Origin of the sequence: Streptomyces sp. Pv4-95 (assembly GCF_045782725.1) — a bacterium.
In the GTDB taxonomy this organism is placed as follows: domain Bacteria; phylum Actinomycetota; class Actinomycetes; order Streptomycetales; family Streptomycetaceae; genus Streptomyces.
The window spans coordinates 5354526-5380755 of record NZ_CP127172.1; the positions used below are offsets into that span (position 1 = coordinate 5354526).

Genomic DNA, 26230 nt, shown 5'->3' on the forward strand with positions numbered 1-26230 from the left:
GTTGAAGAGTCACCGCATCGCTGCGCGCTGTCAAGGGAGTGCGCGTCAACTCGTTTGACTCCGGCCGGAGTTGGCCGATGTCCGCTTACCGAGCGGTACGCCGGACCCACACGCTGTCAGTGCTTCGGTGTTCAATGACAGAACGCAGCGCGCGCCGGGTGGCGCGGGGCCGCTGCGGCTCGGCGCGGTCCCGGAACCCGGAGGCGGTCAGCATGGCAGTGGCGGCGTACGGCAGGCGGCGCACGGGCCGCCCCACCCTGGAGGACGTGGCGGCCCGCGCGGGCGTCGGCCGCGGCACCGCCTCCCGCGTCATCAACGGCTCGCCCCGCGTCCGCCCCGCCACCCGCGAGGCCGTCGAGCGCGCGGTCGCCGAGCTGGGCTACGTCCCCAACCGCGCCGCCCGCGCGCTGGCCGCCAACCGCACCGACGCCCTCGCCCTGGTCATCCCCGAGCCCGAGACCCGGTTGTTCGCCGAGCCCTACTTCTCCGGCATCATCCGCGGCGTCAGCGCCGAACTCGCCGCGACCGACTACCAGTTGCTGCTCACCCTGATAGGCACGCCCCAGGAGCGCCGCAGGCTGGGCCAGTTCCTCACCGCACACCGCGTCGACGGTGTCCTGTTGCTCTCGGTGCACGCCGACGACCCGCTCCCCGCCCTGCTGGAGCGGCTCGCCCTGCCTGCGGTGCTCAGCGGCCGCCGCACCGCCCGCGAGCCCATGCCGTACGTCGACTCCGACAACGCCGGCGGCGCCCGGGCCGCGACCGAGCACCTCCTCGCCACCGGCCGCCGCGCCATCGCCACCATCACCGGGCCGCTGGACATGTACGTCGCCCGCTGCCGCCTGGACGGCTACCGCCAGGCCCTGGCCGCCGCGGCCACCCACCACCCGGCCCCACCTCTGATCGCCCACGCCGACTTCACCGAGGAGGGCGGCCGGCGCGCCATGGCCGATCTGCTGGACCGCAACCCCGCTCTGGACGCGGTGTTCGCCGCCTCCGATGTGATGGCCGCCGGCGCCCGCGCGGTGCTGCGCGAGCGCGGCCGGCGGGTCCCGGACGATGTCGCACTGGTCGGCTTCGACGACTCCCCGGTCGCCCGCCACATGGAACCGCCGCTGACCAGCGTCCGCCAGCCGATCGAGGAGATGGGCCGTGCGATGGTGCGGGCCCTGCTGGGGGAGATCGCCGAACGGCACTCGCCAGGAGCCCGGTTGGTGCTTCCCACCGAGCTGGTGCTCAGATCCTCGGGCTGAGCGGCGGGCGGCCGGTCAGCCCGGAGTGACGGCGGCCACCGCGCCGCCCCGGACGGCCGCCCGGAAGGCGATGGGGGTGGTCCCCGCCCGCCGCTGGAAGAACTTGCTGAAGTTGGTCGCGTCGGCGAAGCCCAGCCGGTCCGCGATCCGGGACGCCGACCGGTCGCCGTGCGCCAGCAGCCGTTTCGCCTCCAGCACCACCCGGCGGTCGATGAACTCCTTCGCCCCGACTCCGGCGGCGGCCTCGGTCGCGCGGGAGAGGGTGCGCGGGGCATAGCCCAGCGACCGGGCGTAGTCCGCGACCCGTCGGCTGCGGGTGAACTCCCTTTCCACCGCGTCCCGGAAGCGCAAATAGGTCTCGCTCACCTCGCAGGCCCCGTCCCTGTCGGTGTCCACCGCCCCGGCCGGATGCGCGGCCCGCAGCACCAGTACGGCCAGCAGATGCCGCAGTACCTCCAGATGCACCTCCAGCGGCAACCCGCCCAGGGCGCCGAACTCGTGGTGCAGCTGTCGCATCGCCTCCTCCAGGGCCCGCGCCGCGGCCCCCTCCGGGCGGCGTACGGCGGGCCCGTACCAGTCCTCGATCCGGGCGGCGGCCGCGGTGGCCGGGTCGAGGAAGGTGGCCTCGAAGAGCACCAGCAGCCCCTCCGCCCGGGTCAGGTCGCCGAAGTGCTGGACCTGCCCGGGACGCGACCACAGCAGATCACCCGGGGTGAGGAGGTGCTCGCGGAAGTCGACACTGTGCGTCAGCCGGCCACTGCTGAGGGCCAGCAGATGGTGAAAGCCGGGGCGGTGCGGTGTGGACAGCCCGCAGGCGTCGGCGCGCTCGCGCAGCTCGGCGAGCGTCATCACCTCCACCCCCGCGGGCCGACCGGCCGGCGCGGAGAACGCCACCTCTGGGATCTCGGTGACCGGCTCCCCGCTCTGCTGTCGGTTTTTGACCATAGCCCGTCTCCTGGGTACCCCGAAATGTCCAGCTGATGACCCTAGCGTAGAAGACGTCAGCAAGGCTGATGACCGAAAAAGGAAGTCCACACCGGACGCACGGAACACCTGGGAGACCCACCATGTCCACGATCGCTCTGTTCGGGGCCAACGGCACCATCGGCAGCCGCATCCTGCGGGAGGCATTGCAGCGCGGCCACCGGGTGACCGCGGTCGTCCGCGACCCCGCGAAGATCACCACGACCCACCCCGAGCTGACCGTGACCACCGGCGACGTCCTCGACCCGGCCTCCGTCGCCGCGGTGGCGAAGGGGCAGGACGTCCTGGTCAGCGCGGTCGGCGGCGGCGACGGCCCAGGTCACCTCGCGACCATCGCACCCGCTGCCGAGTCCCTCGTCGCAGGGCTGCGCACCCTGGGCGACGTGGCACCCCGCCTGATCACCGTCGGCGGCGCCGGCTCGCTGCGTACCCCCGACGGCAAGCAGGTGTGGGACGCGGAGGGCCTCCCGGAGTTCCTGCTGCAGATCATGCACGCGCACGGCGACGCGCTGGAGCACTACCGCACCGTCTCCGACGTGCGCTGGACGAACCTCAGCCCGGCCGCCACCATCGAGCCCGGCGAGCGCACCGGCAGCTACCGCACGGCCACCGACGACCTGATCGTCGACGCGGAAGGCGTGAGCCGTATCTCCACCGAGGACTACGCCGTCGCCGTCCTCGACGAGATCGAGCAGCCCGGCCACGTGGGCGAGCGCTTCACCGTCGCCTACTGACGCACCGTGCGCTCGGCCGACCGCGGCCGCGGCGGCACCGGCCGGAGCGATGCCGGGGCTGTCCGGAGCGGGGGTGTCCGCAGCGGCGTGCCCGGAGAAACAGCAAGGCCCCCGACCGAAGTCGGGGGCCTTGACAGTGGGGTGAGTAACGGGACTTGAACCCGCGACATCCTGGACCACAACCAGGTGCTCTACCAGCTGAGCTATACCCACCATGACCGGTGCTGTGTGGTTCTTTTTCCCCACCGGCTGAGAAAAAGTGTACAGGGTCCCGAGGGGTGCTCGCTCCCAGGTTTCGGGGCCCGGGACCACGGGCGTGTCTCGCGGTTCGGGGTCGTGGCTGCGGGTCCGTCACGAGGCGTCCGCAGACCGCCCGCCGGGTTCCTTCTCCCGCCAGGGCCCGGACAGCCCCGTGGGCCTCCGCCTGCCGAGAAGGCAGGCGGAGGCCCACGGGAGAGCCCACGAGGCGTGGCCGGCGATGCGCCGGGGAGGGGTCCCCGGCCGCGTCACTCCGCCGCGGACTGCGGCTCGGCCGGCAGGACGTGCTTCGCGGCGATGGTCTTGGCGGTGTCCGAGTCCGGGCCGGGCTGCGGCACGAAGACCGCCTCCCGGTAGTAGCGCAGTTCCGCGATGGATTCGCGGATGTCCGCCAGTGCCCGGTGGTTGCCGCTCTTGTCCGGGCTGTTGAAGTAGGCCCGCGGGAACCAGCGCCTGGCCAGCTCCTTCACGGACGAGACATCGACGATCCGGTAGTGGAGGTAGCTCTCCAGGGTCGGCATGTCGCGCAGCAGGAAGCCGCGGTCGGTGCCGACGGAGTTCCCGCACAGCGGGGCCTTCCCCGGCTCCGGCACATGCTTCTTGATGTAAGCGAGCACCTGCGCCTGAGCGGCCTCCAGCGTCGTACCGCCGTCCAGCTCCTCCAGCAGCCCGGAGGCGGTGTGCATCTGGCGCACCACCTCCGGCATGGTGGTCAGCGACTCGGCCGGGGGGCGGATCACCACATCCACCCCGTCGCCCAGCACATTCAGCTCCGAGTCGGTGACCAGTGCGGCCACCTCGATGAGCGCGTCATTCGCCAGCGAGAGTCCGGTCATCTCGCAGTCGATCCACACCATGCGATCGTTCATACGCCTCACCCTACGGGGCGCTCACGCTGGCTGGGGAGCACGGGGCGTCCGGCACCCCTGCCGACGGGTGCTTCCGGCAGCCGTGAGGCGAAGGCGTCGGAACGCGGCTTGCCCGCTTCGCCCTGTTCGCCCGCTTCCGCGGCCGCCAGTGCGGGCGTCTGCCCGTGACCGGCCACCGCGGCTGCGGTGAACCGCTCCGAACCACCGGATCCCGGCGCCGCACGCTCGCCGCGCTCCACCCGCTCCGGCCGCAGCGCGGAGTCGGACCCGCCGCCCTGCGGCCGACGCGCGCGGTAGGCCGCGCGGTAGGCCGCGGGCGAGGCGCCCAGCTGCCGCCGGAAATGGCCGCGCAGCGCGACCGGCGAGCGGAACCCGCAGCGCCCCGCGACCTCGTCCACCGAATAGTCGGAGGTCTCCAGCAGTCGCTGGGCCTGCAGCACCCGCTGGGTGATCAGCCACTGCAGGGGAGCGCTCCCGGTAAGGGAGCGGAAGCGCCGGTCGAAGGTCCGCCGGCTCATATAGGCGCGGGCGGCCAGCGTCTCCACGTCGAACTGCTCGTGGAGATGCTCCAGCGCCCAGGCGACGACCTCGGCAAGCGGGTCGGCGCCGATCTCCTCCGGTAATGACCGGTCGAGGTAGCGCTGGTGCCCGAGGTCGGACGCGGTGCGGCGCGGCGGTACGACGAGCCGGCGCGCCAGCGCGTTCGCGGCGTCCGCGCCGTGGTCGGTCCGCACGATGTGCAGACACAGGTCGATGCCCGCCGCCGTCCCCGCGGAGGTGAGCACGTCGCCGTCGTCGACGAAGAGCTCACGGGGGTCGACATGGACGGACGGATAACGCTTGGCGAGCGTCGGCGCGTACATCCAATGGGTCGTTGCGGGGCGGCCATCGAGGAGTCCGGCTGCGGCGAGGACGAACGCCCCCGTGCACAACCCGACGATCCTGGCCCCTTCTTCATGCGCGCGGCGCAGCGCGTCGAGCGCGGCGGGCGGCGGGGCCTGGGTGATGGAGCGCCAGGCCGGTACGACGACCGTCCCGGCACGGGAGATCGCCTCCAGCCCGTAGGGGGCCGAAAGTTCGAGCCCCCCGGTCGTGCGCAAAGGTGCGTCTTCGCCGGCGCACACAAGCAGCCGGTACCGCGGAACGCCTGCGTCCTGGCGGTCGATGCCGAAGACCGAGAGCGGAATGGAGCTCTCGAAAATGGGGCCGCCACTGAAGAGGAGCACCGCGACTATTTCGCGGCGTCGTCGGGCGGCGAGCTTGCGTGCGGCATCTGGTACGGCAGCGGAGTCCTGGCTCATGGCACTTAAGCCCCCCTCGGTCGTCTCGCCCTCTCGGTCCTGCACAGTTCCCCCGCCGTCACTACCAAGATCGAATCTACTGTGTCCCGTGAGGATGGAGTGCCAAGTTCACCACTCGCTGGTATGTCGATATGGCAACTTGGCGCGAAGCATTCGATCACGAAGCGTTCCACTCGTCGGGCCTGCATGGGAAGTACGCGTCTCGGCTCTGCCCGCTCGCCGTAGGGCACAACCATGCCCAGCGGTCCTTTCCTCCCTGCTCACACCAGGGTTGTGGGGTGGTGGGGGCAAGGGAGTGGACCCGGCCGGAAGTTGGCTGAAAACGGTCGCGCGCAGACTTGCGGACGCCTTAATCGACCGGCGTACGCCGTCCTGAATGCCGTCCGCCCCCGTGCGCCGCCGTCCGGTTTTCCACCCTTCTGTACCGGTGTCTGCCGGTGTCCTCGGTGAGCACTCGGGCGGCGGTCCGTTCGGATCGCCGCAGCAGTGCGCGGCAGGCGCAGGTCACGACCGCCAGACCGGCGGCGGCGCCGAGCGCGCCGGCCAGGGAGGTGCCGCTCACGAGGAGGATCAAGGGAACCAGCGCGCAGCTGAAGGCCCCCCAGCGCACCACGTCGCTCACTGGGTCGGGTGATCTCTCGGACGGCACGGGCACGTCGTGCTCCCTTCGCGCAGGCAGCTACTACAACGTCTCCGGCGATCATGGGTCACCGCGAGGGGTACGTACGGGGGCAGGGCGGGGCATTGCCATCCGCGCCACGCTCCGGCATGCTCCGGGGAACGTTCGAGGCCCGGGGCCGCCGTGGGCGGGCCACTGTGTCCGCGCCGGGACCTGGGCAGCGGAGGGGTGGCGCCGTACTCTTGGGGTATCAGGTTGGGAAGGTGATTCCCAGTCGTATTGTTCCTCATTGAACTATGGCTCCCGCTCCGCCATCGAGCCAGCTCAGTCAACTGCCGGATCAAGTCAATCGCCGTTCCCCGTTCGCCCCTCCGCAAGAGGATGTCCTCGCCGAGACACCCATGGCCGGTCACGAAATCCCCGAACCCGCGGACCGCAAGCAGGTCGCCGATCCTCTGGCGGGCCTGGAAGCGGTGGAAGAGACACGCCACTCCTGCGACCCCGCCTTCCAGCACGGCGTCGTGGTCGGCTTCGACGGCTCCATGTCGAGCGAGCGGGCGTTGGCGTATGCAATCGGTATGGCCCGGCGCCTCGGCTCCGGGTTGATCATCGTCCATGTGGCCAATCGGCTGCCGACGACCGTCTGGGCGGGCTGTGAGCCCCCGGTCTTCGTGGACGTGCCGGATCACCGTACGGAAGTGCTCGGGCTGGAGCTCGCGTGCGCCGATCACCTCACCGAGGTGCCGTGGATCCTCGTCGAGCGCGGCGGGGACATCTGCCACGAGCTGGAGGAGGTCGGCCAGGAGTACGAGGCCGACGCGATCGTGGTCGGCTCCACGCACGGCATCGTCGGCCGGATCTTCGGTTCGGTCGCCGGGCGCCTGGCGCGCCGCGCGCAGCGCCCGGTCATCGTCATCCCCTGACCGGGCAGACCTACCGGACCGGCCAACTCCCCTCGCGCCGCCCCCGCCTGAGTGCACGTCACTTCGTCGGGGGCTCGTCGTGTCTACTGATGCGTAGAGGTGGATTGTGCGCTTGTGAGGGGTAGGAAGCCGTCACGTGAGCGCGCCGCGGTACGGGCCGCCGGCGGCCGCGCCACGGTTCAACGGCGTGCTGCCGGCCGGGAGGTGACGGCTCCCGGGGCGGCGGCATCCTGCCGGCGTATGGGCGACGCCGGCACAGGGAGCCGGTTGCCGCGCGCGTTCGGTGGCTCGCGCGCAGCCGCCGGCTCCCGACCCCCGGGGGGCTCCGGATCTACTCCACGGTGACGGACTTGGCCAGGTTGCGCGGCTTGTCGATGTCCCGGCCGAGGGTCAACGCCGTGTGGTAGGCGAGCAGTTGCAGCGGGATGCCCATCAGGATCGGGTCCAGCTCCGGCTCGTTCTTGGGCACCACGATGGTGTGGTCGGCCTTCTCCTGCTCCTGGTGCGCGACGGCGAGGATGCGGCCGCTGCGGGCCTTGATCTCCTCCAGCGCGGCGCGGTTCTTCTCCAGCAGGTCGTCGTCCGGGACGATCGCGACCGTCGGCATCGCGGGCTCGATGAGGGCCAGCGGGCCGTGCTTGAGCTCCGACGCCGGGTATGCCTCGGCGTGGATGTAGGAGACCTCCTTGAGCTTCAGCGAGGCCTCGCGCGCCACCGGGTAGCCGCGCACCCGGCCGATGAACATCATCGACTTGGCGTCGGCGTACAGCTCCGCCAGCTTCTTGATGTCCGCCTCGCCCTCCAGGATCTCGGTGATCTGGGCGGGCAGCTTGCGCAGGCCGTCGATGACGCGCTTGCCGTCCGCGACGGACAGGTCGCGGATCCGGCCGAGGTGCAGGGCGAGCAGTGCGAAGGAGACCACCATGTTGGTGAAGCACTTGGTGGAGACCACGCAGACCTCGGGCCCGGCGTGCACGTAGATGCCGCCGTCGGTCTCCCGGGCGATGGCCGAGCCGACCACGTTCACCAGGCCGAGCACCCGCGCGCCCTTGCGCTTGAGCTCCTGGACGGCCGCCAGCACGTCGTAGGTCTCACCGGACTGCGAGACGGCCACGTACAGCGTGTCGGGGTCCACGACCGGGTTGCGGTAGCGGAACTCGGAGGCCGGCTCGGCGTCCGAGGGGATGCGGGCCAGCTCCTCGATCATCTGCGCGCCGATCTGGCCGGCGTGGTACGAGGTGCCGCAGCCGAGGATCTTCACCCGGCGCACGCCGCGCGCCTCGCGGGCGTCGAGGTTCAGGCCGCCCAGGTGCACGGTGGAGAACCGGTCGTCGATCCGCCCGCGCAGCGCGCGGTCCACCGCGTCGGCCTGCTCGGAGATCTCCTTGTGCATGTAGGTGTCGTGGCCGCCCAGGTCGTACGACTCGGCCGCGTACTCGACGGTCTCCGGGGCGGACGTGGTGCGCGAGCCCTCGGTGGTGTACGTGCGGTAGTCGTCGGCCTTGAGGGTGGCCATCTCGCCGTCGTCCAGGGTGACGACCTGGCGGGTGTGCGAGACCAGCGCGGCGACGTCCGAGGAGACGAACATCTCGTGCTCGCCGATGCCCAGCACGACGGGGGAGCCGTTGCGGGCGACGACGATGCGGTCGGTGAAGTCGGCGTGCAGCACGGCGATGCCGTAGGTGCCCTCGATGTGGCGCAGCGCCTCGCGGACCCGCTCCTCCAGCTTGGGGGCGGTGGAGCGGCCGATCAGGTGGGCCAGCACCTCGGTGTCGGTCTCGGAGGCGAAGACCACTCCGTCGGCGGTCAGCCGGGCGCGCAGCTCGGCGGCGTTGTCGATGATGCCGTTGTGGACCACCGCCACCTTGCCCTCGGTGTCGAGGTGGGGGTGGGCGTTCTCGTCCGTGGGCGCGCCGTGGGTGGCCCAGCGGGTGTGCGCGATGCCGGTGCTGCCCGCGAACCGCTTCGGCAGCCGGGACTCCAGCTCCCGGACCCGGCCCTTGGCCTTGGCGGTCTTCAGGCCGCCCGGGGTCTTGCCGGCCGCCTTGGTGTGGATGGCGATGCCGGCGGAGTCGTAGCCGCGGTACTCCAGGCGCTGCAGGCCCTCAAGGAGCAGGGGAGCAACGTCGCGTTTGCCGATATATCCGACGATCCCGCACATACTGTGGCCCTCCGAGAAACGTGATGACGAGTGTTCATTGCTGCGTTCGTGGTGACTGCGATCGCGCGCGTCCGGCGTTTCAGCCGTACACGAGGCGGCGTAGCTGGCGTATCGAGAGTGACGGCGGGGATACCGCGCGGTGCGGCAGCTCGTCGGCGATCCGCTCGAAGATCACCTCGTTGCGCAGCCCCTGGGACTGCAGCTCGCGGTGTCTGCGGCGGACGAAGCCCTCCGTGGTCTCGTCGAAGTACGCGAGCACGTCCAGGACCACCCGGGCAGCTTCGCCGCGGTGCAGCGGCGTGCTGCGCACCAGGTGGTCCACGAGGTCCTCATGGGACGGGCGACGATCGAGCACTCGTCGATACTGCGGGGCCGGGCGCGCTAACGCAAGAAATCTGCCCGATATCGGGCAGGTCCCCGAGATGGCGGCCGGAAAGTGGTCTAAACCTTGACCAGATCCGAGGCTCACGGTACGCATGGTCACCGTTCGGTCGCTCCATGCCATGCAGAAGGTGCCCTCCACACCATCCATGCACGATGCTCGCCGAAGGGACCGTCGATGAGACGACGCAGACTCCTCTTTTCGCTGCTGCTGGCCGCGGCGGCGGGAATGGGGACCGCCGCCGTACCGCCCCAGCCCGACGCCGACCGCGCCGCCACTCCGCTGGGGCAGGTGATCCCCGCCCCCGCGTCGGTGCACAGCGGCGGCGATCCCTACACGATCGGCGGCCGGACCGTGATCCGCGTACCCGGCGGCTCCGGCGAGGCGCGCCGGGTCGCCGGCTACCTCGCGGGGCTGCTGCGGCCCGCCACCGGCTTCGCGCTCCCGGTGACCGCCAAGGACGGCCGGGACGGCATCGTCCTGCGGCTCGGCGGCCGGAGCGCCAAGGGGCTCGGTGAGGAGGGCTACCGGCTGGCCTCCGGCGGCCGCGGGGTCACCATCAGCGCCGAGCGCCCCGCCGGCCTCTTCCACGGTGTGCAGACCCTGCGGCAGCTGCTCCCGGCGAGCCTGGAGACGCGGAGCACGCAGCGCGCGTCCTGGCAGGTGGCGGGCGGCACCATCGAGGACTCGCCGCGCTACGCCTACCGCGGCGCGATGCTCGACGTCTCACGGCACTTCTTCACCGTCGAGCAGGTCAAGCGCTATATCGACCAGCTGGCGATGTACAAGATCAACAAGCTGCATCTGCATCTCTCCGACGACCAGGGCTGGCGGATCGCCATGAAGTCCTGGCCGAAGCTGGCGACCTACGGCGGCAGTACCCAGGTGGGCGGCGGCCCCGGCGGCTACTACACCAAGGAGGACTACCGCGAGATCCTCGACTACGCCGCCGACCGGTACCTGACGGTCGTCCCCGAGATCGACATGCCGGGTCACACCAACGCCGCGCTGGCCTCCTACGCGGAGCTGAACTGCAACGGCGTGGCGCCGCCCCTCTACACCGGCACCCAGGTCGGCTTCAGCTCGCTGTGCGTGCCGAAGGACCGGACGTACGACTTCGTCGACGACGTCATCCGGGAGCTGGCGGCGATGACCCCCGGCCCCTCGATCCACATCGGCGGCGACGAGGCCCACTCCACCAGCCATGCGGACTACGTGGCCTTCATGGACAAGGTCCAGCCGGTGGTCGCCAAGTACGGCAAGAAGGTGATCGGCTGGCACCAGCTGACCGGCGCGCACCCGGCGAAGGGCGCCGTCGCGCAGTACTGGGGCTACGACGCGACCGGCGCGGCGGAGCGCGAACAGGTCGCCGCGGCGGCCAGGAACGGCACCCCGCTGATCCTCTCGCCCGCCGACCGCGCCTACCTCGACATGAAGTACGACAAGAACACGCCGCTGGGTCTGTCCTGGGCCGGTTATGTCGACACCAAGCGCTCCTACGACTGGGATCCCGGCAGCTACCTCCAGGGCGCGCCGCCGGAGTCGATCCTCGGCGTCGAGGCGCCCCTGTGGTCCGAGACGCTCTCGACCTCCGCGCACATCGAGTACATGGCCTTCCCCCGCCTGCCGGGCATCGCCGAGCTGGGCTGGTCGCCGGCGTCGACGCACGACTGGGAGACGTACAAGGTCAGGCTGGCCGCCCAGGGGCCCCGCTGGGACGCCATGGGCATCGGGTACTACCGGGCGCCGGAGGTGCCGTGGCCCGCGAAGTGAGCTGAGCGGCGGGGCGTCGGCAGGCGCCCCGCCGGAGTGTCCCGGGCCGCGGCAGGGCGGAGGGCCCCTGCCGGCCGGCCCGGGAGCGCCGGGCCGGCCGTGGAGCGCTCGCTACACCCCCAACTCCCGTGCGATCAGCATCCGCTGGACCTCGCTGGTGCCCTCGCCGATCTCCAGGATCTTGGAGTCGCGCCACATGCGGGCGACCGGGTACTCGTTCATGAAGCCGTAGCCGCCGTGGATCTGGGTGGCCTCACGGGCGTTGGTGACGGCGATCTCCGAGGAGTACAGCTTGGCGATGGCGGCCTCCTTCTTGAAGGGCTCGCCGTGCACCAGGCGGGACGCGGCGTCACGCCAGGCCAGCCGGGAGGTGTGGGCGCGCATCTCCATGTCGGCGAGCTTGAACTGGATCGCCTGGTTGCTGCCGATCGGCTTGCCGAAGGCGTGCCGCTCCCCGGCGTACTTCACCGACTCGTCGACGCAGCCCTGCGCGAGACCGGTGGCCAGCGCCGCGATGGCGATCCGGCCCTCGTCGAGGATGCGCAGGAACTGGGCGTAGCCGCGGCCCTCCTGGCCCAGGAGGTTGGCGGCCGGTACGCGGACGTCGGCGAAGGACAGCTCACGGGTGTCGGAGGCGTTCCAGCCGACCTTGGAGTACGGGGCGGCGACGGTGAAGCCCGGGGTGCCGGCCGGCACGATGATCGCCGAGATCTCCGGACGGCCGTCCTCCTTGCGCCCGGTGACGGCGGTGACGGTGACCAGACCGGTGATGTCCGTACCGGAGTTGGTGATGAAGCACTTGGTGCCGTTGATCACCCACTCGTCGCCGTCGCGCACCGCGGTGGTGCGGGTGCCGCCGGCGTCCGAGCCGCCGTCGGGCTCGGTCAGGCCGAACGCGCCGAGCAGCTCGCCGCTGCACATCCGCGGCAGCCACTCGCGCTTCTGCTCCTCCGTGCCGAAGTGGTGGAGCGGCATGGCGCCGAGCGAGACGCCGGCCTCCAGGGTGATGGCCACCGAGGAGTCGACCCGGGCCAGTTCCTCAAGGGCGATACCGAGCGCGAGGTAGTCGCCGCCCATGCCGCCGTACTCCTCGGGGAACGGCAGGCCGAACAGGCCCATCCGGCCCATCTCGCGGACGATCTCGTACGGGAATTCGTGGCGCTCGTAGAAGTCGCCGATCTTCGGGGCGACGACGTCGTGCGCGAACGCCTCGACCGTGCGCCGGAGTTCTTCCAGCTCGGAGGGGAGGCGGTGGTCCAGGGACATGGGGGTCACTCCTTGTGGGAGAGGGCGCGGACGGTGCGGGACGGGCTCGGTCGGCCCAGGGTTTCGGCCATCCACACGGAGGTGGCGGTCAGCCGCTCCAGGTCGACACCGGTCTCGATGCCGAGGCCGTGCAGCATCCACACGAGGTCTTCGGTGGCGAGGTTGCCGGTGGCGCTCTTGGCGTACGGGCAGCCGCCTAGGCCGCCCGCCGAGGCGTCGACGGTGGTGACGCCGTGCCGGAGCGCGGCGAGGGTGTTGGCGAGTGCCTGGCCGTAGGTGTCGTGGAAGTGGACGCCCAGCCGGGAGGTGGCCATACCGGCCTCGTTGAGGCAGGTGAGCAGCTTGTGGACGTGGCCGGGGGTGGCGACGCCGATGGTGTCGCCCAGGCTGAGTTCGTCGCAGCCGAGGTCGGTCAGCGCCCGGCAGACCCTGACCACCTGCTCGACGGGCACCGGTCCCTCCCAGGGGTCGCCGAAGCACATCGAGAGGTAGCCGCGCACGTGCATCCCGGCCGCCTTCGCCCGCTCCACGACGGGCGCGAACATCGCCAGCGCCTCGTCGACCGTGCGGTTGAGGTTGGCCTTGGCGAACGACTCGGTGGCGCTGGCGAACACCGCGATCCGGCGGGCGCCCAGGGCGAGCGCGCGGTCCAGGCCGCGCTCGTTGGGCACCAGCACCGGCAGCCGGTGCGCGTCCAGGTCCCCGAGCAGGGGGAACAGCTGCTCGGCGTCGGCGAGTTGGGGCACCCACTTGGGGTGCACGAAGCTGGTGGCCTCGACGGTAGGCAGCCCCGCGTCGGCGAGCCGGTGGATGAACTCGGCCTTGATCTCGGTGGGGACGACCGCCGCCTCGTTCTGCAGCCCGTCGCGGGCGCCGACCTCATGGATGCGGACGCGGCCGGGCAGCCCCTCGGCGGCGACCTCCATCGGCAGTCCTGCTGTGGTCATTTCGCGCTCTCCTGCTCGCCGTCGGGGGCGGTCGGCGGGATGTCGGGATCCGCCTCGTGCGGCGCGACGACGGCCAGGATCTGGTCCATGGCCACCGTCGTGCCCGCGGTGACGTCCAGTTCGGCGACGGTGCCGGCGTGGGGCGCGGTGATGACGTGCTCCATCTTCATCGCCTCCACCACAAGTAGGCCCTGACCTGCGACGACGTCATCGCCGACGGCCACCTTCACGACGGTGACGGTGCCCGGCATGGGGGCGCTGAGCGTGTCCGCGCCGTGTGCTCCGGCGGCTCCGCGCAGCGTCGCCGCCACCGGGTCGTGGTCCTGGACGTGCCAGGAGTCGCCGTCCCGGCCCAGCCAGTCGCCGCTGCGGTGGAAGGTGTGCAGCACGTCGTCGACGGTCACCCGGACGAGGTCCGGTTCGACCTGCCAGGTCCGCTCGCCGCTCGGGGCCGGCCGCAGGTCGTGGGCCACCGGGTCGTGTCCGGCGACCTTGAGCCAGTGCCGGGTCGGGGCGGGCTCGCCACCGAGCCGGAAGCCGGTCGGGGCGCCGAACGGGTCGCGCCAGCCGCCGTCGCCGGTCGCGGGCTCCAGGGCCGCCTGGCGCACCGCGGCGGCCGCGGCGTACACCTCGGCGGGCACCTCGCCGTCGACCAGCCCGGCCGCCTCGCGCTCCACCAGCCCGGTGTCCAGCTCGCCGGACACCACGTCCGGATGGGCCAGCAGGCGGCGCAGGAAACCGGCGTTGGTGGTCACGCCGAGGGTGCGGGTCTCGGCCAGCGCGGCCCGCAGGGTGCGCAGCGCGGACGCGCGGTCCGGGCCGTGCGCGATGACCTTGGAGAGCATCGGGTCGTAGAGGCTGCCGACCTCCGCGCCCCGGGAGAGGCCGGAGTCGGTGCGCACACTGCCCAGCTGTCGGCTTCCCTCGGGCAGCGGGGACCCCCACGCGCTCTGCGGCTCGTGCAGCGCGAGGACCGTGCCGCCGGTCGGCAGGAAGTCGCGCGTCGGGTCCTCGGCGCAGATCCGGGCCTCGACCGCGTGCCCGGTGAAGGTGATGTCCTGCTGGCGGAACGGCAGCCGCTCGCCCGCCGCGACCCGCAGCTGCCACTCCACCAGGTCGAGGCCGGTGATGAGTTCGGTCACCGGGTGCTCGACCTGGAGACGGGTGTTCATCTCCATGAAGCAGTACGCCGACGGGTCCTTGCCCGGGACGATGAACTCGACCGTGCCCGCGCCGCGGTAGCCGCAGGAGCGGGCCGCCTGCACGGCCGCCTCGCCCATCGCGGCGCGGGTGGCCTCGTCGAGCAGCACCGAAGGGGCCTCCTCGATCACCTTCTGGTGACGGCGCTGCAGCGAGCACTCCCGCTCGCCGAGGTGGAGCACGTTGCCGTGGCCGTCCGCGAGCACCTGGATCTCGATGTGCCGGGGGCGGTCGATCCAGCGCTCGACGAGCAGCGTGTCGTCGCCGAAGGAGCCGCGCGCCTCGCGGCGGGCGGCGGCGATCTCGTCGGCGAGCAGCGCCGCGTCACGCACCAGCCGCATGCCCTTGCCGCCGCCGCCCGCGGACGGCTTGAGCAGCACGGGCATGCCGATCTCGCGGGCCGCGGCGGCCAGTTGGTCATCGCTCAGGCCGCTGCCCGAGGAGCCGGGTACGACCGGCACCCCGGCCGTCCGCACCGTCTCCTTGGCGCGGATCTTGTCGCCCATCAGATCGATGGCCTCGGCGGACGGGCCGATGAAGACCAGCCCGGCGTCCGCGCAGGCCCGTGCGAAGCCGGCGTTCTCGGCGAGGAAGCCGTAGCCGGGGTGGACGGCCTGCGCCCCGCTGCGCGCCGCGGCTTCCAGGAGCCGGTCGACGGCGAGATAGCTCTCGGCGGCCGGCGCGGGCCCGAGCCGCACCGCCGTGTCGGCCTCGCGGACATGCCGGGCTTCCGCGTCGGCGTCGCTGAAGACGGCGACGGAGCGGATGCCGAGGGCGCGCAGTGTGCGGATGACGCGGACCGCGATCTCGCCGCGGTTGGCGACCAGGACCGTGTCGAACATCGTCGTGGACATACCTGTGGACATCCCTCTCACATCCGGAAGACGCCGTAGCCGGTGGCCGCGCCGTCCCGTTCGGGGACCGGCGCGTTGGCGCAGGCGGTGAGCGCCAGTCCCAGCACCTGCCGGGTCTCCAGCGGATCGATCACGCCGTCGTCCCACAGCCGGGCGGTCGCGTAGTAGGCATTGCCCTGGGTGTCGTACTGCTCGCGGATCGGGTCCTTGAAGGCGTCCTCGTCCGCCGCGCTCCACTCCTCGCCGCGCGCCTCCAGCTGATCGCGCTTGACGGTGGCGAGGACGGAGGCGGCCTGCTCGCCGCCCATCACCGAGATCTTGGCGTTCGGCCACATCCACAGGAAGCGGGGGGAGTAGGCCCGGCCGCACATGGAGTAGTTGCCCGCGCCGTAGGAGCCGCCGATGACGACCGTCAGCTTGGGCACCCGGGTGCAGGCGACCGCGGTCACCATCTTCGCGCCGTGCTTGGCGATGCCGCCCGCCTCGTAGGAGCGGCCGACCATGAAGCCGGAGATGTTCTGCAGGAACAGCAGCGGGATGCCGCGCTGGTCGCACAGCTCGATGAAGTGGGCGCCCTTCTGGGCGGATTCGGAGAACAGGATGCCGTTGTTGGCGACGATGCCCACCGGGTGGCCGTGCAGATGCGCGAAGCCGGTGACCAGGGTCGTGCCGTACTCGGCCTTGAACTCCGCGAAGCGGGAGCCGTCGACGAGCCGGGCGATGACCTCGCGGACGTCGTAGGGGGTGCGGGAGTCGGCGGGCACCGCGCCGTAGAGGCCGGCCGGATCGACCTTGGGCTCCTCGACGGGCCGCACCGACCACGGCAGCGGGCCGCGGTCGCCGAGGGTGGAGACGATGGTGCGCACGATGCGCAGGGCGTGCGCGTCGTCCTCGGCGAGGTGGTCGGTGACACCGGAGGTCTTGGCGTGCACCTCGCCGCCGCCAAGCTCCTCGGCGGTGACGACCTCACCGGTGGCGGCCTTCACCAGCGGCGGGCCGCCGAGGAAGATCGTGCCCTGCTCGCGCACGATGACGGCCTCGTCGCTCATCGCCGGGACGTAGGCGCCGCCTGCGGTGCAGGACCCGAGCACGGCCGCGATCTGCGGGATGCCCGCGCCGGAGAGCCGCGCCTGGTTGTAGAAGATCCGCCCGAAGTGATCGCGGTCGGGGAAGACCTCGTCCTGCATCGGGAGGAAGGCGCCGCCGGAGTCCACCAGATACAGGCACGGCAGGCGGTTCTCCAGGGCGATCTCCTGCGCCCGCAGATGCTTCTTGACGGTCATGGGGTAGTACGTGCCGCCCTTGACCGTGGCGTCGTTGGCGACGATCACCGTCTCGCGGCCGGAGACCCGGCCGATCCCGGCGATCACGCCGGCGGCGGGCGCGCCCCCGCCATACATCCCGTCGGCGGCCAGCGGCGCCAGCTCCAGCAGCGGCGAGCCGGGGTCCAGGAGGGCGTCCACCCGGTCCCGCGGCAGCAGCTTGCCGCGCGCGGTGTGCCGCGCCCTGGCCTTCTCGCCGCCGCCCAGCCGGGCCGCCGCGAGCTTCTCGCGCAGCCGGGCGGTCAGCTCGCGGTGCGCGGCCTCGTTGGCCCGCCAGGAGTCGGACGCCGGATCGGCGGCACTCCCCAGCACCGGTGCCTGCTCCATCAGTACGAGCCCCCTTGCTCGGTCACCTGCCGCGGCCGCCACGGGGTGCGGGGCGACGGCACGTTGTTAATGGGCGTTAACCTCATTTCCTTCAGGTTAACGAGCACTAACCCGGCTGTCTACAATTGACGGCATGAACAATGCGCATGCGCCCGCCGCGACCAGCCGCCGCGAGCAGATCCTCAAGGAGGCGGCCCGGCTCTTCGCGGAGCGCGGCTTCCACGGCGTCGGGGTGGACGAGATAGGGGCGGCCGTGGGCATCTCCGGCCCGGGCCTCTACCGCCACTTCGCCGGCAAGGACGCGATGCTCGCCGAACTGCTCGTCGGCATCAGTGAGCGGCTGCTGGAGGGCGGGCGGATGCGGGTCGCGGAGGGCGGCGAGAGCCCCGAGGCGGTGCTGGACGCGCTGATCGACGGCCATATCGACTTCGCGCTGGACGACCGCCCGCTGATCACCGTCCACGACCGTGAGCTGGACCGGCTGCGGGAGGCGGACCGCAAGCGGGTGCGCCAGTTGCAGCGGCAGTACGTCGAGCTGTGGGTGGAGGTCGTGCGCCGGGTGCACCCCGGCTCGACCGAGTCGCAGGCGCGCGCCGCCGTGCACGCCGTCTTCGGGCTGCTGAACTCCACCCCGCACCTGGGCAGGCCGGGCGCGCTCCCGGGCCGTACCGAAATGGCCGAACTGCTGCACCGGCTGGCGCTGGGGGCGTTCGGCGCGGTGGCCGCGGAGCCCGTGGCGGCGGGGGCGGCGGGGGCGTAGGCGGGGCGCCGCCGGCCGCCCGGAGCCTCCCGGGCCGGTGCGGCGGGTTCCCGGTGGAGACGTGTCGCACACCGCACGGTGGACCGGGCGCTACCTCTGGACAGTCCTGGTGACCGGCCGGTAGCTTTCGCTGACGAGAGGGCTGAGCAAGCGCTTAGCCATATGCGGCGGTCAAGGAGGCCATGGGCATGCGTCGTACGGTGTTCAACGAGGATCACGAGGCGTTCCGCGACACCATCCGCGCCTTCATAGAGGCCGAGGTCGTCCCCGTCTACGACGAGTGGTACGCCGCCGGCCAGGCGCCGCGGGACTTCTACTACAAGCTCGGCGAGCTGGGCGTCTTCGGTATCCGGGTCCCCGAGGAGTACGGCGGCGCCGGCATCGAGTCGCACAAGTTCGAGGCCGTGATGTACGAGGAGACCGCCCGCGCGGGCGTGACCTTCGGTGGTTCCGGCGTGCACGTGCTGCTCGGCCTGCCGTACATCGAGATGCTCGCCACCGACGAGCAGAAGAAGCGCTTCCTGCCGAAGTTCGTCAGCGGCGAGGAGATGTGGGCGCTGGCGATGACCGAGCCCGGCACCGGCTCCGACGTCGCGGGCATGAAGACCACCGCGAAGCTGTCGGACGACGGTACGCACTACATCCTCAACGGCGCCAAGACCTTCATCACCGGCGGCGTGCACGCCGACCGCGTCATCGTCTGCGCCCGCACCGCCGCCCCCCGCGAGGACGACCGCCGGTTCGGCATCTCCCTCTTCGCCGTGGACACCAAGGCCCAGGGCTACTCCGTCGGCCGCAAGCTGGACAAGCTCGGCCTGAAGGTCTCCGACACCGCCGAGCTGGCCTTCGTCGACGTCAAGGTCCCGGTGGAGGACCTGCTCGGCGAGGAGAACAAGGGCTTCGGCTACCTGGGCCACAACCTCGCCTCCGAGCGCTGGGGCATCGCCTTCGGCGCCTACGCGCAGGCCAAGGCCGCCGTCCGGTTCGCCAAGGAGTACGTGCAGGAGCGCACCGTCTTCGGCAAGCCGGTCGCCGCCTTCCAGAACACCAAGTTCGAGCTGGCCGCCTGCCAGGCCGAGGTGGACGCCGCCGAGGCCGTCGCCGACCGCGCCCTGGAAGCCCTCGACGCGGGCGAGCTGACCGCGGCAGAGGCCGCCTCCGCCAAGCTCTTCACCACCGAGGTCGCCCACCGCGTCATCGACAAGTGCCTCCAGCTGCACGGCGGTTACGGCTACATGAACGAGTACCCGATCGCCCGCCTGTACGCCGACAACCGGGTCAACCGGATCTACGGCGGCACCAGCGAGGTCATGAAGACGATCATCGCCAAGAACATGGGCCTGTGAGCCGTTAGCGCCCGTATCACCGAGCCCTGAGCGAAAGCGCACGCACGTGAACGAAGCCCTGCGGTCCCTGCTCGACCTGCTCGACCTGGAGCGGATCGAGCAGGACATCTTCCGCGGCCTGAGCCGCGCCGCGGTCGTGCCGCGGGTCTTCGGCGGGCAGGTCGCCGCTCAGGCGCTGGTGGCGGCCGGGCGGACGGTCCCGGCCGACCGCCCGCCGCACTCCCTGCACGCGTACTTCCTGCGGCCGGGCGACCCCGGCGCCCCGATCGTCTACACGGTCGACCGGATCCGCGACGGACGCTCCTTCACCACGCGCAGGGTGGTCGCCGTCCAGCACGGGCAGCCGATCTTCCACCTCTCGGCGTCGTTCCAGATCCACGAGGAGGGGCTGGAGCATCAGGAGCCGATGCCGAAGGCTCCCGACCCGCTGACGCTGCCCACCGCCGCCGAGATGCTGCCCCGCTACGCCGACCGGTTCGTCGAGCCGGGTGTCGTCGAGCGGCTGCTGGAGGCGCGTGCCGCCGTCGACCTGCGGTATGTCGACGAGCCGCCGTTCGGCAGCGTCGGCGAGGCGCGCGAGCCACGCTCGCAGGTCTGGTTCCGCACCAACGGCGCGCTCGACGCGGCCGTCAGAGGAGCAGGCGCCGACGGGGAGGACGCCCTCACCCGGCCCCTGCTCGACATCTGCCTGGTCACCTACGTCTCCGACATGACCCTGCTGGACTCGGTGCTGCTCGCGCACGGCCGGGGCGGCTGGGCGGTCGGCGATGTGGTCGGCGCGAGCCTGGACCACGCGATGTGGTTCCACCGCCCGCTGCGCGCCGACGACTGGCTGCTGTACGACCAGGAGTCCCCCACCGCCCAGGGCGGCCGGGGTCTCGGCAAGGGCCGCATCTTCACCGCCGACGGGGAGCTGGCCGTCTCGGTGATCCAGGAAGGCGTGATCCGGGTACCTCGCCCGTAGCCGCGGCGCCGGCCGCGCCCGTGGTCAGCGCAGACCGGCCGCGTGCAGCAGGTAGGCGGTCAGCGGGTCGTAGTGGCGCGGGCTGAGCACGTGGTCGTCCAGCGGGATCGTCACCTGCAGGGTGCCCTCGGCCTCGCCGAGGAACAGCGCCGGGTCGTTGCAGTCCGCGAAGCCCACCGCTTCGATACCGCGCTGGCCGGCGCAGCCCGCCCAGCCGTGGTCGGCCATCACCAGATCGGGCTGCGGCTGCCCCGCCCGCTCCAGGCCGTCCAGGATCGCGGCCATCGGCGCGGGGGAGTGGGTGTGCCACAGCGTGGCGCCGCGCTCCAGCATCGCCACATCGGCGAACTGGAAGACCATGCCGTCGTCCGCCTGCAGCCCCTCCGGGATGACGACGATGTCGCAGCCCTTCGCGCGCAGCGCCTCGGCCGTCGCCCGGTGCACATCCAGCAGCCCGCCCGGGTGGCCGGTCGCGAACAGCACCCGCTGCCGGTCGGCCGCCGCCTTGCGCAGCACCGCGGCGGCGCGGTCCAGCGCGTCCACCGTCAGCTCGGGGTCGATGGTGTCCTGCCCCTGCCGGTGGTGCGGGTCGTCGTTGACCCCGCAGCGCTCGGCCATCACCGCGAGCACGTCCTGCTCGTCGGTCCACCGGTCGCCGAGCTCCAGGCCGAGCCAGTAGTGGCGGTCACCGTTGGCGAGCTTGCGGTAGTGGGAGAGGTTGTTCTCGCGGGGGGTGGCGACGTCACCGGCGATCCGGGTCCGGACGAGATGGTCGACGAGTTCGGCGCGGGTGGGGGCTGCGGCGGCAGAGGCTATCGGCATAGCGCCATTGTGCCCGTACGGATCTCCCGGGGCGGCGGAGTTCCGCAGCGCGGACAGCGGGGGCAGCGGGGGACAGCAGAGACGGGCGAAGAGCCGGACCGGGTCCGGTGCCGGCGGCCGCGGGCGGCGGCCTGGAGCCACTGCCCGGCGGGTGCCCGGCGGAGGGCGGGAGCCCGCCACCCGGACCCATTGGCCAAAACGTCGAACGCCTCCGGCCCCGTCCCCGCAAATGTCCATGTGCGGATCTCGCGGGCCTCCCTAATGTCAGCCCCATGACCACCGCATCCAGTGGGCCCGTCGGCCCCGTCGACTCCTCCCGCATCCCGCGCTACGCCGGTCCGGCGACCTTCGCCCGCCTGCCCCGCCTCGACGAGGTCTCCCGGGCCGATGTGGCCGTCGTCGGTGTCCCCTTCGACACGGGGGTCTCCTACCGGCCCGGCGCCCGCTTCGGCGGCAACGCCATCCGCGAGGCGTCCCGCCTGCTGCGCCCGTACAACCCGGCCCAGGACGCGTCCCCGTTCGCCCTCGCCCAGGTCGCGGACGCCGGTGACATCGCGGCCAACCCCTTCAACATCAACGAGGCGGTGGAGACCGTCGAGGCCGCCGCCGACGACCTCCTCGGCACGGGCGCCCGGCTGATGACCCTGGGCGGCGACCACACCATCGCCCTCCCGCTGCTGCGCTCCGTCGCCAAGAAGCACGGGCCGGTCGCGCTGCTCCACTTCGACGCCCACCTGGACACCTGGGACACGTACTTCGGCGCCGAGTACACCCACGGCACGCCGTTCCGCCGCGCCGTCGAGGAGGGCATCCTCGACACCTCCGCGCTCTCCCACGTCGGCACCCGCGGCCCGCTCTACGGCAAGAAGGACCTCGACGAGGACGAGAAGATGGGCTTCGGCATCGTCACCTCGGCGGACGTCATGCGCCGCGGCGTCGACGAGGTGGCCGACCAGCTCCGCCAGCGCATCGGCGACCGCCCGCTCTACATCTCCATCGACATCGACGTCCTGGACCCGGCGCACGCCCCCGGTACCGGCACCCCCGAGGCCGGCGGCCTGACCTCCCGCGAACTGCTGGAGATCCTGCGCGGGCTGGCGTCCTGCAACCTGGTCTCCGCCGACCTGGTCGAGGTCGCCCCGGCCTACGACCACGCGGAGATGACGTCGGTGGCCGCCTCGCACACCGCCTACGAGCTGACGACGATCATGTCGCGGCAGATCGCGGCCGCGCGCGGCTGACCCACCGCTGACGGTCAATCGCCGGGCGCCGCCGTGGGCGGGGCCCGGCGAGTGCGTAGGGCCGCCGCTGCGGCCGCGGTCAGCGCCCGCGCAGGGACGCGGCCCGGCCGGGGACGGTCACAGCAGCCCGTCCCACATCTGCTCCACGATCATGGACCACCAGCGGTTGGGCCCGCCGAGGCTCTGCGGGTCCAGAGCGGCCAGCTCCTTCTGGAAGCGGGCGGTGTCCTGCGCGGCGCCGATCGGGCTCAGCTGCCTGCGCGCCTGCCAGCCGTCCTGCAGCAGGGCCAGCGACCGGGCGAAGGAGCCCAGGTCGGAGTTGACGAACGACGCCCAGCCCGACCGCAGTTCCACCGCCCAGACCTTGCCGGTCCCCGGCTCGACGCAGATCTCCCGCCCGCAGTCGTCGCCGATCCGGACGTAGCCGTAGTCGTCGTACGACTCCTTCAGATGCGGCTTGAGGGGCGTCCCCCGCAGCTCGGCGAGGCGCGGCAGGTCCACCGCCGCCGGCTCCTGCGCCGACAGCCGGAAGAAGGGCGCGAAGCGGGCCGGCAGCCCGGCCTGGGTGAGCACACCGAGGGCGTCCGGCGGCAGCGCACTGTCCTGGAGTTCCTCGGCGTCGCGACGGGTGAGCGCACCCTCGCCGAACGCGGCGAGCACCTCGGCACCGACCTCGGACACCGAAGGGGCGGGCGGGGCACCGGCCTCCGGCCGCGGCGGGAGCGGCAGCCGCGCCGGGCGGGCCGCGAGAGGCCGGCCCTCGCGCCGCGCCAGGTCGGCGGCGTGCCGGTGGAGCTCCTCCTGGCCCTTGTTCCGGGCGCGGGCGTCCGTGCCGTAGTCGACCGTGTGGCTGACCTTGACCCGCGGCCAGGAACGGGTGATCAGCGCGGCGCAGTTCCCTCCCGGCAGGGCACAGGGCTGCAACTCGCTGTACAGCTCCAGGACGTCCTCGGGGGCGATGCCCCGCTGCGCGAGGTGGTCCACCAACTGCCACTCGGGGTGCGGCCGTCCGGGGCCGCTGCGGGCCAGCTGGGTCGCCTCCGACCCGTCACGGTCGCGGAAGCGGCACACCGCGGTGTAGCCGATGCCCGTGCCCAGCGGCACCCCGTCGTAACTGTCTTCGCTGCTCATCTGGTGAGTCCTCTTACCCGTCGTCGTCGGCCCGCGTCGGGCAGCGGCCGCTTCTGCGCGTCAATCGAGAATGTAGGTGCTGTCACTGACGAGCCGAGGCCACAGGGTGGCCAGTGAGCCCTTCCCCGCACGGCGTGTGCACGCGGGGTCGATCCGGCCGAGCTGTCCCAGGATGTGCTCCCGGAACTCGTCCGCTTCGTGATCGTCACGTGCCTTCGAGGTGAGGACCGCCTTCAGCGCGACCGTCCAGCAGCGCAGAAAGGCGTCGAGCGAGCTGTTGACCAGGCACACGAACTCGCCCGCCTCCGCCAGCAGAACGCGCCCGCCGCCGTGCTCGATGCACAGCCGCATCCCCTCGTCCCCCACGAACCCGAGGACGGAGGCGCCCGGCCAGGGGGCACCTTCCCCGGGGGACGCCTCGCCGGAGGCGTCCTCGCCGCCGTCCAGCAGCGGCAGCGTCGGCACGAAGCGCTCCAGGCCCTCGAACCAGAACTCGGACGCCGGCAGGCCGATATCGGTGAGCAGGCGCGCGGTGTCGGGCAGCGACGCCAGCGGGCCCAGACGCGCGGGATCGGCGCGCACCGGCCTGCCGACCACGGAGAACAACGGCTCCAGATGCTCCGGAGCCAGCGTGACGCCGCCCCACAGGGCATCGTCCACGAGCGTCCACGAGGAGCGCCGGCGCACTCGCCGGGGCAGCGCCCGCTGCCCCCCGCGGCCCTGCGCCACATCGATGAGCATCATCCCGCTGCGCCCGAGCAGCAACGCGCGCTCGCCCGACAGCGGATGGACCTCCCCGGCATGCTCCTCGGGGCACACCAGCGAGGTGGTGTCGAGCGACTCCTCGCCGACCGGGCGCACCCCGACCCAGCCGTCGATGTCGTCCAGCACGACCTCCACCGGCCCGCTCCGCGCCGTCGCGTCCTTCGCGGGCTCCTCCGAGGCTTCCGGGGGCTCCGTCGACGCGTCTCCGACGGGAGAGCCGTCGGCGAGCACCCACCACTGGTAGAGCCCGCTCAGCTCGCCGCGGGTGCAGAACTGCTCGGTCCCCTCCACGCTGCGCCAGCCGTGCAGTTCCACCGGGCCGGGCCACTCGCTGTCGAAGTCCGCCGGGTCGAAGGCTCCCAGCGGCCGCCAGTGCGCCCAGTGGGTGCGCCAGATCCTGGGCATGCCGAGCCGCTGCTGCCAGTCCAGCAGAGCGGTGTCGTCGCAGACCGCGGCGGTCAGCCCCAGGCGCGAGGCGTGCTCCGAGACATGGCCGGTGCGGGGTCCTACGTAGAGGCGGTGCGCCTGTACGAGGGCCCGACGGCGCGCGCGCAGCTCCGGCACGGGCGAACGGTCGGCGTGGCCGTCCGCGTCCTCGAAGGACGGCAGGTCCAGCAGGAACGCCACGGCCGGATCGGCGATCCACTCGTCGAGGACGCCCCCCGAGGCGGCGTGGGCCAGCCCGGGGCCGAGGGTGTACTCCGCCTCGGGCGAGAGCGACTGCCCGCCCGCGGCGGCGCGTTCGGCGTCGGTGAGCACCGCGTCCGGGGCCAGCGCCGTCGCGATCGTGCGCTGCAGGCGGGGCAGCTCCCGGCCGTACGAACGCCGGGCGGCCTCGGCGAGGGCGGGGTCGCGCAGCCGCAGGTGCCGGACGGGCGCGCCCGGCACACCGGGGCCCGCCGGACTGCCGGTGTCCGCCGCGTCCGCTTCCTCCCCGGGGGGACCGTCGGTCACGACCTCCTCCATGACGAAGGCCGCCGCGGCGCGGACCACACGGTCGAGCGCCGCCTCGGACGTCGGCTGTCCGCTGAGCGCCGACACGGCACGCGCCGCGAGCGACACCGGCATGCCCGGCTCGCTCTCGGCCAGCACCACCGGCGTGAGCGCGGTGTCCACATCGTCGGCGGCCTCCTCGAAGGAGGCCAGGAAGAAGCGCCATGCCTCTTCGAGCGTCGTCGGCAGCGGAGGCGACACCTCCGGTGTCCACACCTCTTCCCTGGCCCGCAGGTCCAGCGAAATCGTCTCGGCCAGAAGGAAGTTGGGCCAGGAGCTGTGGGTGACGGCCTCGGCGGCGGCCTCCACGACCTCCGGCCCGGCTTCGCCGTACGCGGAGCCGTCGACCCGCAGCAGGCCGGCGACCCAGCTGCGGAAGGCGGCACGGTCCGGAGCGAAGGCCGGGCTGTCCAGATCTATGAGCGCATGGGCGGGCAACTTGGCCCGGCGCACCAGCTGTTCGGCCTCCTCCCGCGGCAGGTCGAGGAGCAGCCGGAGCGGCTCGGCGCCGTTCCCCACCCGCTTGCGGGTCACGCCGCCCGGCCGCACCAGCGGCAGCAGGACGTCCTCGGTCAGCTGCTCCGGTACCCGGCTCAGGGACGTCCGGCCGGCCCGCGCCGTGTCCAGCAGCGCGACGGTGAAGGGGGTGCCGCGTCGCTTCGCCGCCCGGTGGAGCAGCGGCGCGGGGAACCATGTGCCCTCGGGAAACGGGCCGTCGGGCTCATTTCCCGGCAGCAGGGACCGCTGGACCTCCGCCGCGATCTCCCGCTGTGTGCGCCCCCGCGCGTCCAGCACGAGGTCGAAGGCGTCGGGCGGCGGGGGCGGCGCGACGGACTGGTCGACGAACGCACGGGCGTCGGTGTCGGCGGCCATCGCCAGCCATGCCAAGAGCCAGCTCTTCCCGCAGCCGGGGCCGCCCGTGACGATCCGCACATGGTCGTCCGGCGCCTCCGAGGCGAGCCAGGTGACCAGCGCGTGCGCTGCGGTCGAGCGGCCTACCAGGCGAAATTCCATGGTCCGCAACCTTACTAGCCG

20 protein-coding genes and 1 tRNA gene are annotated in these 26230 nt (G+C 72.3%); 8 read left to right on the plus strand and 13 right to left on the minus strand.

Annotated elements, in window-relative coordinates:
* Positions 1–218 precede the first annotated feature (218 nt).
* Complete coding sequence (locus QOM21_RS23475; RefSeq protein ID WP_407555774.1) at positions 219–1253, plus strand: LacI family DNA-binding transcriptional regulator; 1035 nt, start codon at positions 219–221, stop codon at positions 1251–1253.
* A 15-nt stretch (positions 1254–1268) separates the two neighbouring features.
* Here QOM21_RS23475 and QOM21_RS23480 read toward each other — a convergent pair whose 3' ends face one another.
* Complete coding sequence (locus QOM21_RS23480) at positions 1269–2198, minus strand: helix-turn-helix domain-containing protein (RefSeq protein WP_407552941.1); 930 nt, start codon at positions 2196–2198, stop codon at positions 1269–1271.
* Between the two features lie 122 nt (positions 2199–2320).
* Here QOM21_RS23480 and QOM21_RS23485 point away from each other — a divergent pair, with 122 nt between their 5' ends.
* A complete protein-coding gene (locus QOM21_RS23485; RefSeq protein ID WP_407552943.1) occupies positions 2321–2971 on the plus strand; it encodes an NAD(P)-dependent oxidoreductase in 651 nt (216 codons plus the stop codon).
* 137 nt (positions 2972–3108) lie between these two features.
* Here QOM21_RS23485 and QOM21_RS23490 read toward each other — a convergent pair.
* From QOM21_RS23490 to QOM21_RS23500, 3 genes are all read right to left on the minus strand, one after another.
* Positions 3109–3184: transfer RNA gene (locus QOM21_RS23490), tRNA-His, on the minus strand.
* A gap of 293 nt (positions 3185–3477) precedes the next feature.
* Entirely contained in the window at positions 3478–4098 is a 621-nt protein-coding gene (gene orn, locus QOM21_RS23495; RefSeq protein WP_407552945.1) for an oligoribonuclease, read from the minus strand.
* A gap of 5 nt (positions 4099–4103) precedes the next feature.
* Entirely contained in the window at positions 4104–5399 is a 1296-nt protein-coding gene (locus QOM21_RS23500) for a helix-turn-helix domain-containing protein (protein WP_407552947.1), read from the minus strand.
* A 1020-nt stretch (positions 5400–6419) separates the two neighbouring features.
* On the opposite strand from QOM21_RS23500, the gene QOM21_RS23505 reads away from it, so the two are divergent.
* The gene (locus QOM21_RS23505) at positions 6420–6941 is read left to right on the plus strand and encodes a universal stress protein (RefSeq protein WP_398559149.1); all 522 of its coding nucleotides are present in this window, start codon (positions 6420–6422) and stop codon (positions 6939–6941) included.
* Between the two features lie 331 nt (positions 6942–7272).
* Here QOM21_RS23505 and glmS read toward each other — a convergent pair whose 3' ends face one another.
* Both glmS and QOM21_RS23515 read right to left on the minus strand, forming a co-directional pair.
* Positions 7273–9102 (minus strand): glutamine--fructose-6-phosphate transaminase (isomerizing), encoded by a 1830-nt coding sequence (glmS, locus tag QOM21_RS23510; protein WP_407552950.1) that lies wholly within the window; start codon positions 9100–9102, stop codon positions 7273–7275.
* 79 nt (positions 9103–9181) lie between these two features.
* On the minus strand, positions 9182–9457 hold the full coding sequence (locus tag QOM21_RS23515) for a hypothetical protein (RefSeq protein WP_393895435.1): 276 nt from the start codon (positions 9455–9457) through the stop codon (positions 9182–9184).
* A gap of 204 nt (positions 9458–9661) precedes the next feature.
* On the opposite strand from QOM21_RS23515, the gene QOM21_RS23520 reads away from it, so the two are divergent.
* Complete coding sequence (locus QOM21_RS23520) at positions 9662–11257, plus strand: beta-N-acetylhexosaminidase (RefSeq protein ID WP_407552952.1); 1596 nt, start codon at positions 9662–9664, stop codon at positions 11255–11257.
* 111 nt (positions 11258–11368) lie between these two features.
* Here QOM21_RS23520 and QOM21_RS23525 read toward each other — a convergent pair whose 3' ends face one another.
* The 4 genes from QOM21_RS23525 to QOM21_RS23540 are packed head-to-tail and all read right to left on the minus strand — an operon-like array spanning position 11369 to position 17173.
* A complete protein-coding gene (locus QOM21_RS23525) occupies positions 11369–12523 on the minus strand; it encodes an acyl-CoA dehydrogenase family protein (RefSeq protein WP_407552954.1) in 1155 nt (384 codons plus the stop codon).
* A gap of 5 nt (positions 12524–12528) precedes the next feature.
* Positions 12529–13470, minus strand: a complete 942-nt coding sequence (locus QOM21_RS23530; RefSeq protein WP_407552956.1) for a hydroxymethylglutaryl-CoA lyase — start codon at positions 13468–13470, stop codon at positions 12529–12531.
* Entirely contained in the window at positions 13467–15524 is a 2058-nt protein-coding gene (locus QOM21_RS23535) for a biotin carboxylase N-terminal domain-containing protein (protein ID WP_407552958.1), read from the minus strand. The genes QOM21_RS23530 and QOM21_RS23535 overlap by 4 nt, the downstream gene beginning before the upstream one ends.
* 17 nt (positions 15525–15541) lie before the next feature.
* A complete protein-coding gene (locus tag QOM21_RS23540; protein WP_407552960.1) occupies positions 15542–17173 on the minus strand; it encodes a carboxyl transferase domain-containing protein in 1632 nt (543 codons plus the stop codon).
* Between the two features lie 133 nt (positions 17174–17306).
* Between QOM21_RS23540 and QOM21_RS23545 the strand changes: the two genes are divergently transcribed.
* The 3 genes from QOM21_RS23545 (at position 17307) to QOM21_RS23555 (ending at position 20243) form a co-directional block, all read left to right on the plus strand.
* Positions 17307–17933, plus strand: coding sequence for a TetR/AcrR family transcriptional regulator (locus QOM21_RS23545; protein WP_407552962.1), 627 nt, complete (start codon positions 17307–17309; stop codon positions 17931–17933).
* A gap of 188 nt (positions 17934–18121) precedes the next feature.
* Positions 18122–19279 carry an acyl-CoA dehydrogenase family protein gene (locus QOM21_RS23550; protein ID WP_407552964.1) on the plus strand — a complete coding sequence of 386 codons (1158 nt, stop codon included), beginning with the start codon at positions 18122–18124 and terminating at the stop codon, positions 19277–19279.
* A gap of 46 nt (positions 19280–19325) precedes the next feature.
* The gene (locus QOM21_RS23555; protein WP_407552966.1) at positions 19326–20243 is read left to right on the plus strand and encodes an acyl-CoA thioesterase; all 918 of its coding nucleotides are present in this window, start codon (positions 19326–19328) and stop codon (positions 20241–20243) included.
* A gap of 24 nt (positions 20244–20267) precedes the next feature.
* On the opposite strand, the gene QOM21_RS23560 is transcribed toward QOM21_RS23555, so the two are convergent.
* The gene (locus QOM21_RS23560; RefSeq protein ID WP_407552968.1) at positions 20268–21065 is read right to left on the minus strand and encodes a phosphatase; all 798 of its coding nucleotides are present in this window, start codon (positions 21063–21065) and stop codon (positions 20268–20270) included.
* 272 nt (positions 21066–21337) lie between these two features.
* On the opposite strand from QOM21_RS23560, the gene speB reads away from it, so the two are divergent.
* Entirely contained in the window at positions 21338–22306 is a 969-nt protein-coding gene (gene speB, locus QOM21_RS23565) for an agmatinase (protein ID WP_407552970.1), read from the plus strand.
* Between the two features lie 117 nt (positions 22307–22423).
* Here speB and QOM21_RS23570 read toward each other — a convergent pair whose 3' ends face one another.
* Positions 22424–23437, minus strand: a complete 1014-nt coding sequence (locus QOM21_RS23570) for an SUKH-4 family immunity protein (protein WP_407552972.1) — start codon at positions 23435–23437, stop codon at positions 22424–22426.
* A 60-nt stretch (positions 23438–23497) separates the two neighbouring features.
* Positions 23498–26209 carry an SUKH-4 family immunity protein gene (locus QOM21_RS23575; RefSeq protein WP_407552974.1) on the minus strand — a complete coding sequence of 904 codons (2712 nt, stop codon included), beginning with the start codon at positions 26207–26209 and terminating at the stop codon, positions 23498–23500.
* Positions 26210–26230 lie beyond the last annotated feature (21 nt).

Coding starts and splice junctions, on each gene's coding strand:
- QOM21_RS23480 (WP_407552941.1), bottom strand. CDS start 2,198: ATGGTCAAAAACCGACAGCAGAGCGGGGAGCCGGTCACCGAGATCCCA.
- QOM21_RS23485 (WP_407552943.1), top strand. CDS start 2,321: ATGTCCACGATCGCTCTGTTCGGGGCCAACGGCACCATCGGCAGCCGC.
- orn (WP_407552945.1), bottom strand. CDS start 4,098: ATGAACGATCGCATGGTGTGGATCGACTGCGAGATGACCGGACTCTCG.
- QOM21_RS23500 (WP_407552947.1), bottom strand. CDS start 5,399: ATGAGCCAGGACTCCGCTGCCGTACCAGATGCCGCACGCAAGCTCGCC.
- QOM21_RS23505 (WP_398559149.1), top strand. CDS start 6,420: ATGGCCGGTCACGAAATCCCCGAACCCGCGGACCGCAAGCAGGTCGCC.
- glmS (WP_407552950.1), bottom strand. CDS start 9,102: ATGTGCGGGATCGTCGGATATATCGGCAAACGCGACGTTGCTCCCCTG.
- QOM21_RS23520 (WP_407552952.1), top strand. CDS start 9,662: ATGAGACGACGCAGACTCCTCTTTTCGCTGCTGCTGGCCGCGGCGGCG.
- QOM21_RS23525 (WP_407552954.1), bottom strand. CDS start 12,523: ATGTCCCTGGACCACCGCCTCCCCTCCGAGCTGGAAGAACTCCGGCGC.
- QOM21_RS23530 (WP_407552956.1), bottom strand. CDS start 13,470: ATGACCACAGCAGGACTGCCGATGGAGGTCGCCGCCGAGGGGCTGCCC.
- QOM21_RS23535 (WP_407552958.1), bottom strand. CDS start 15,524: ATGTCCACGACGATGTTCGACACGGTCCTGGTCGCCAACCGCGGCGAG.
- QOM21_RS23540 (WP_407552960.1), bottom strand. CDS start 17,173: ATGGAGCAGGCACCGGTGCTGGGGAGTGCCGCCGATCCGGCGTCCGAC.
- QOM21_RS23545 (WP_407552962.1), top strand. CDS start 17,307: ATGAACAATGCGCATGCGCCCGCCGCGACCAGCCGCCGCGAGCAGATC.
- QOM21_RS23550 (WP_407552964.1), top strand. CDS start 18,122: ATGCGTCGTACGGTGTTCAACGAGGATCACGAGGCGTTCCGCGACACC.
- QOM21_RS23560 (WP_407552968.1), bottom strand. CDS start 21,065: ATGCCGATAGCCTCTGCCGCCGCAGCCCCCACCCGCGCCGAACTCGTC.
- speB (WP_407552970.1), top strand. CDS start 21,338: ATGACCACCGCATCCAGTGGGCCCGTCGGCCCCGTCGACTCCTCCCGC.
- QOM21_RS23570 (WP_407552972.1), bottom strand. CDS start 23,437: ATGAGCAGCGAAGACAGTTACGACGGGGTGCCGCTGGGCACGGGCATC.
- QOM21_RS23575 (WP_407552974.1), bottom strand. CDS start 26,209: ATGGAATTTCGCCTGGTAGGCCGCTCGACCGCAGCGCACGCGCTGGTC.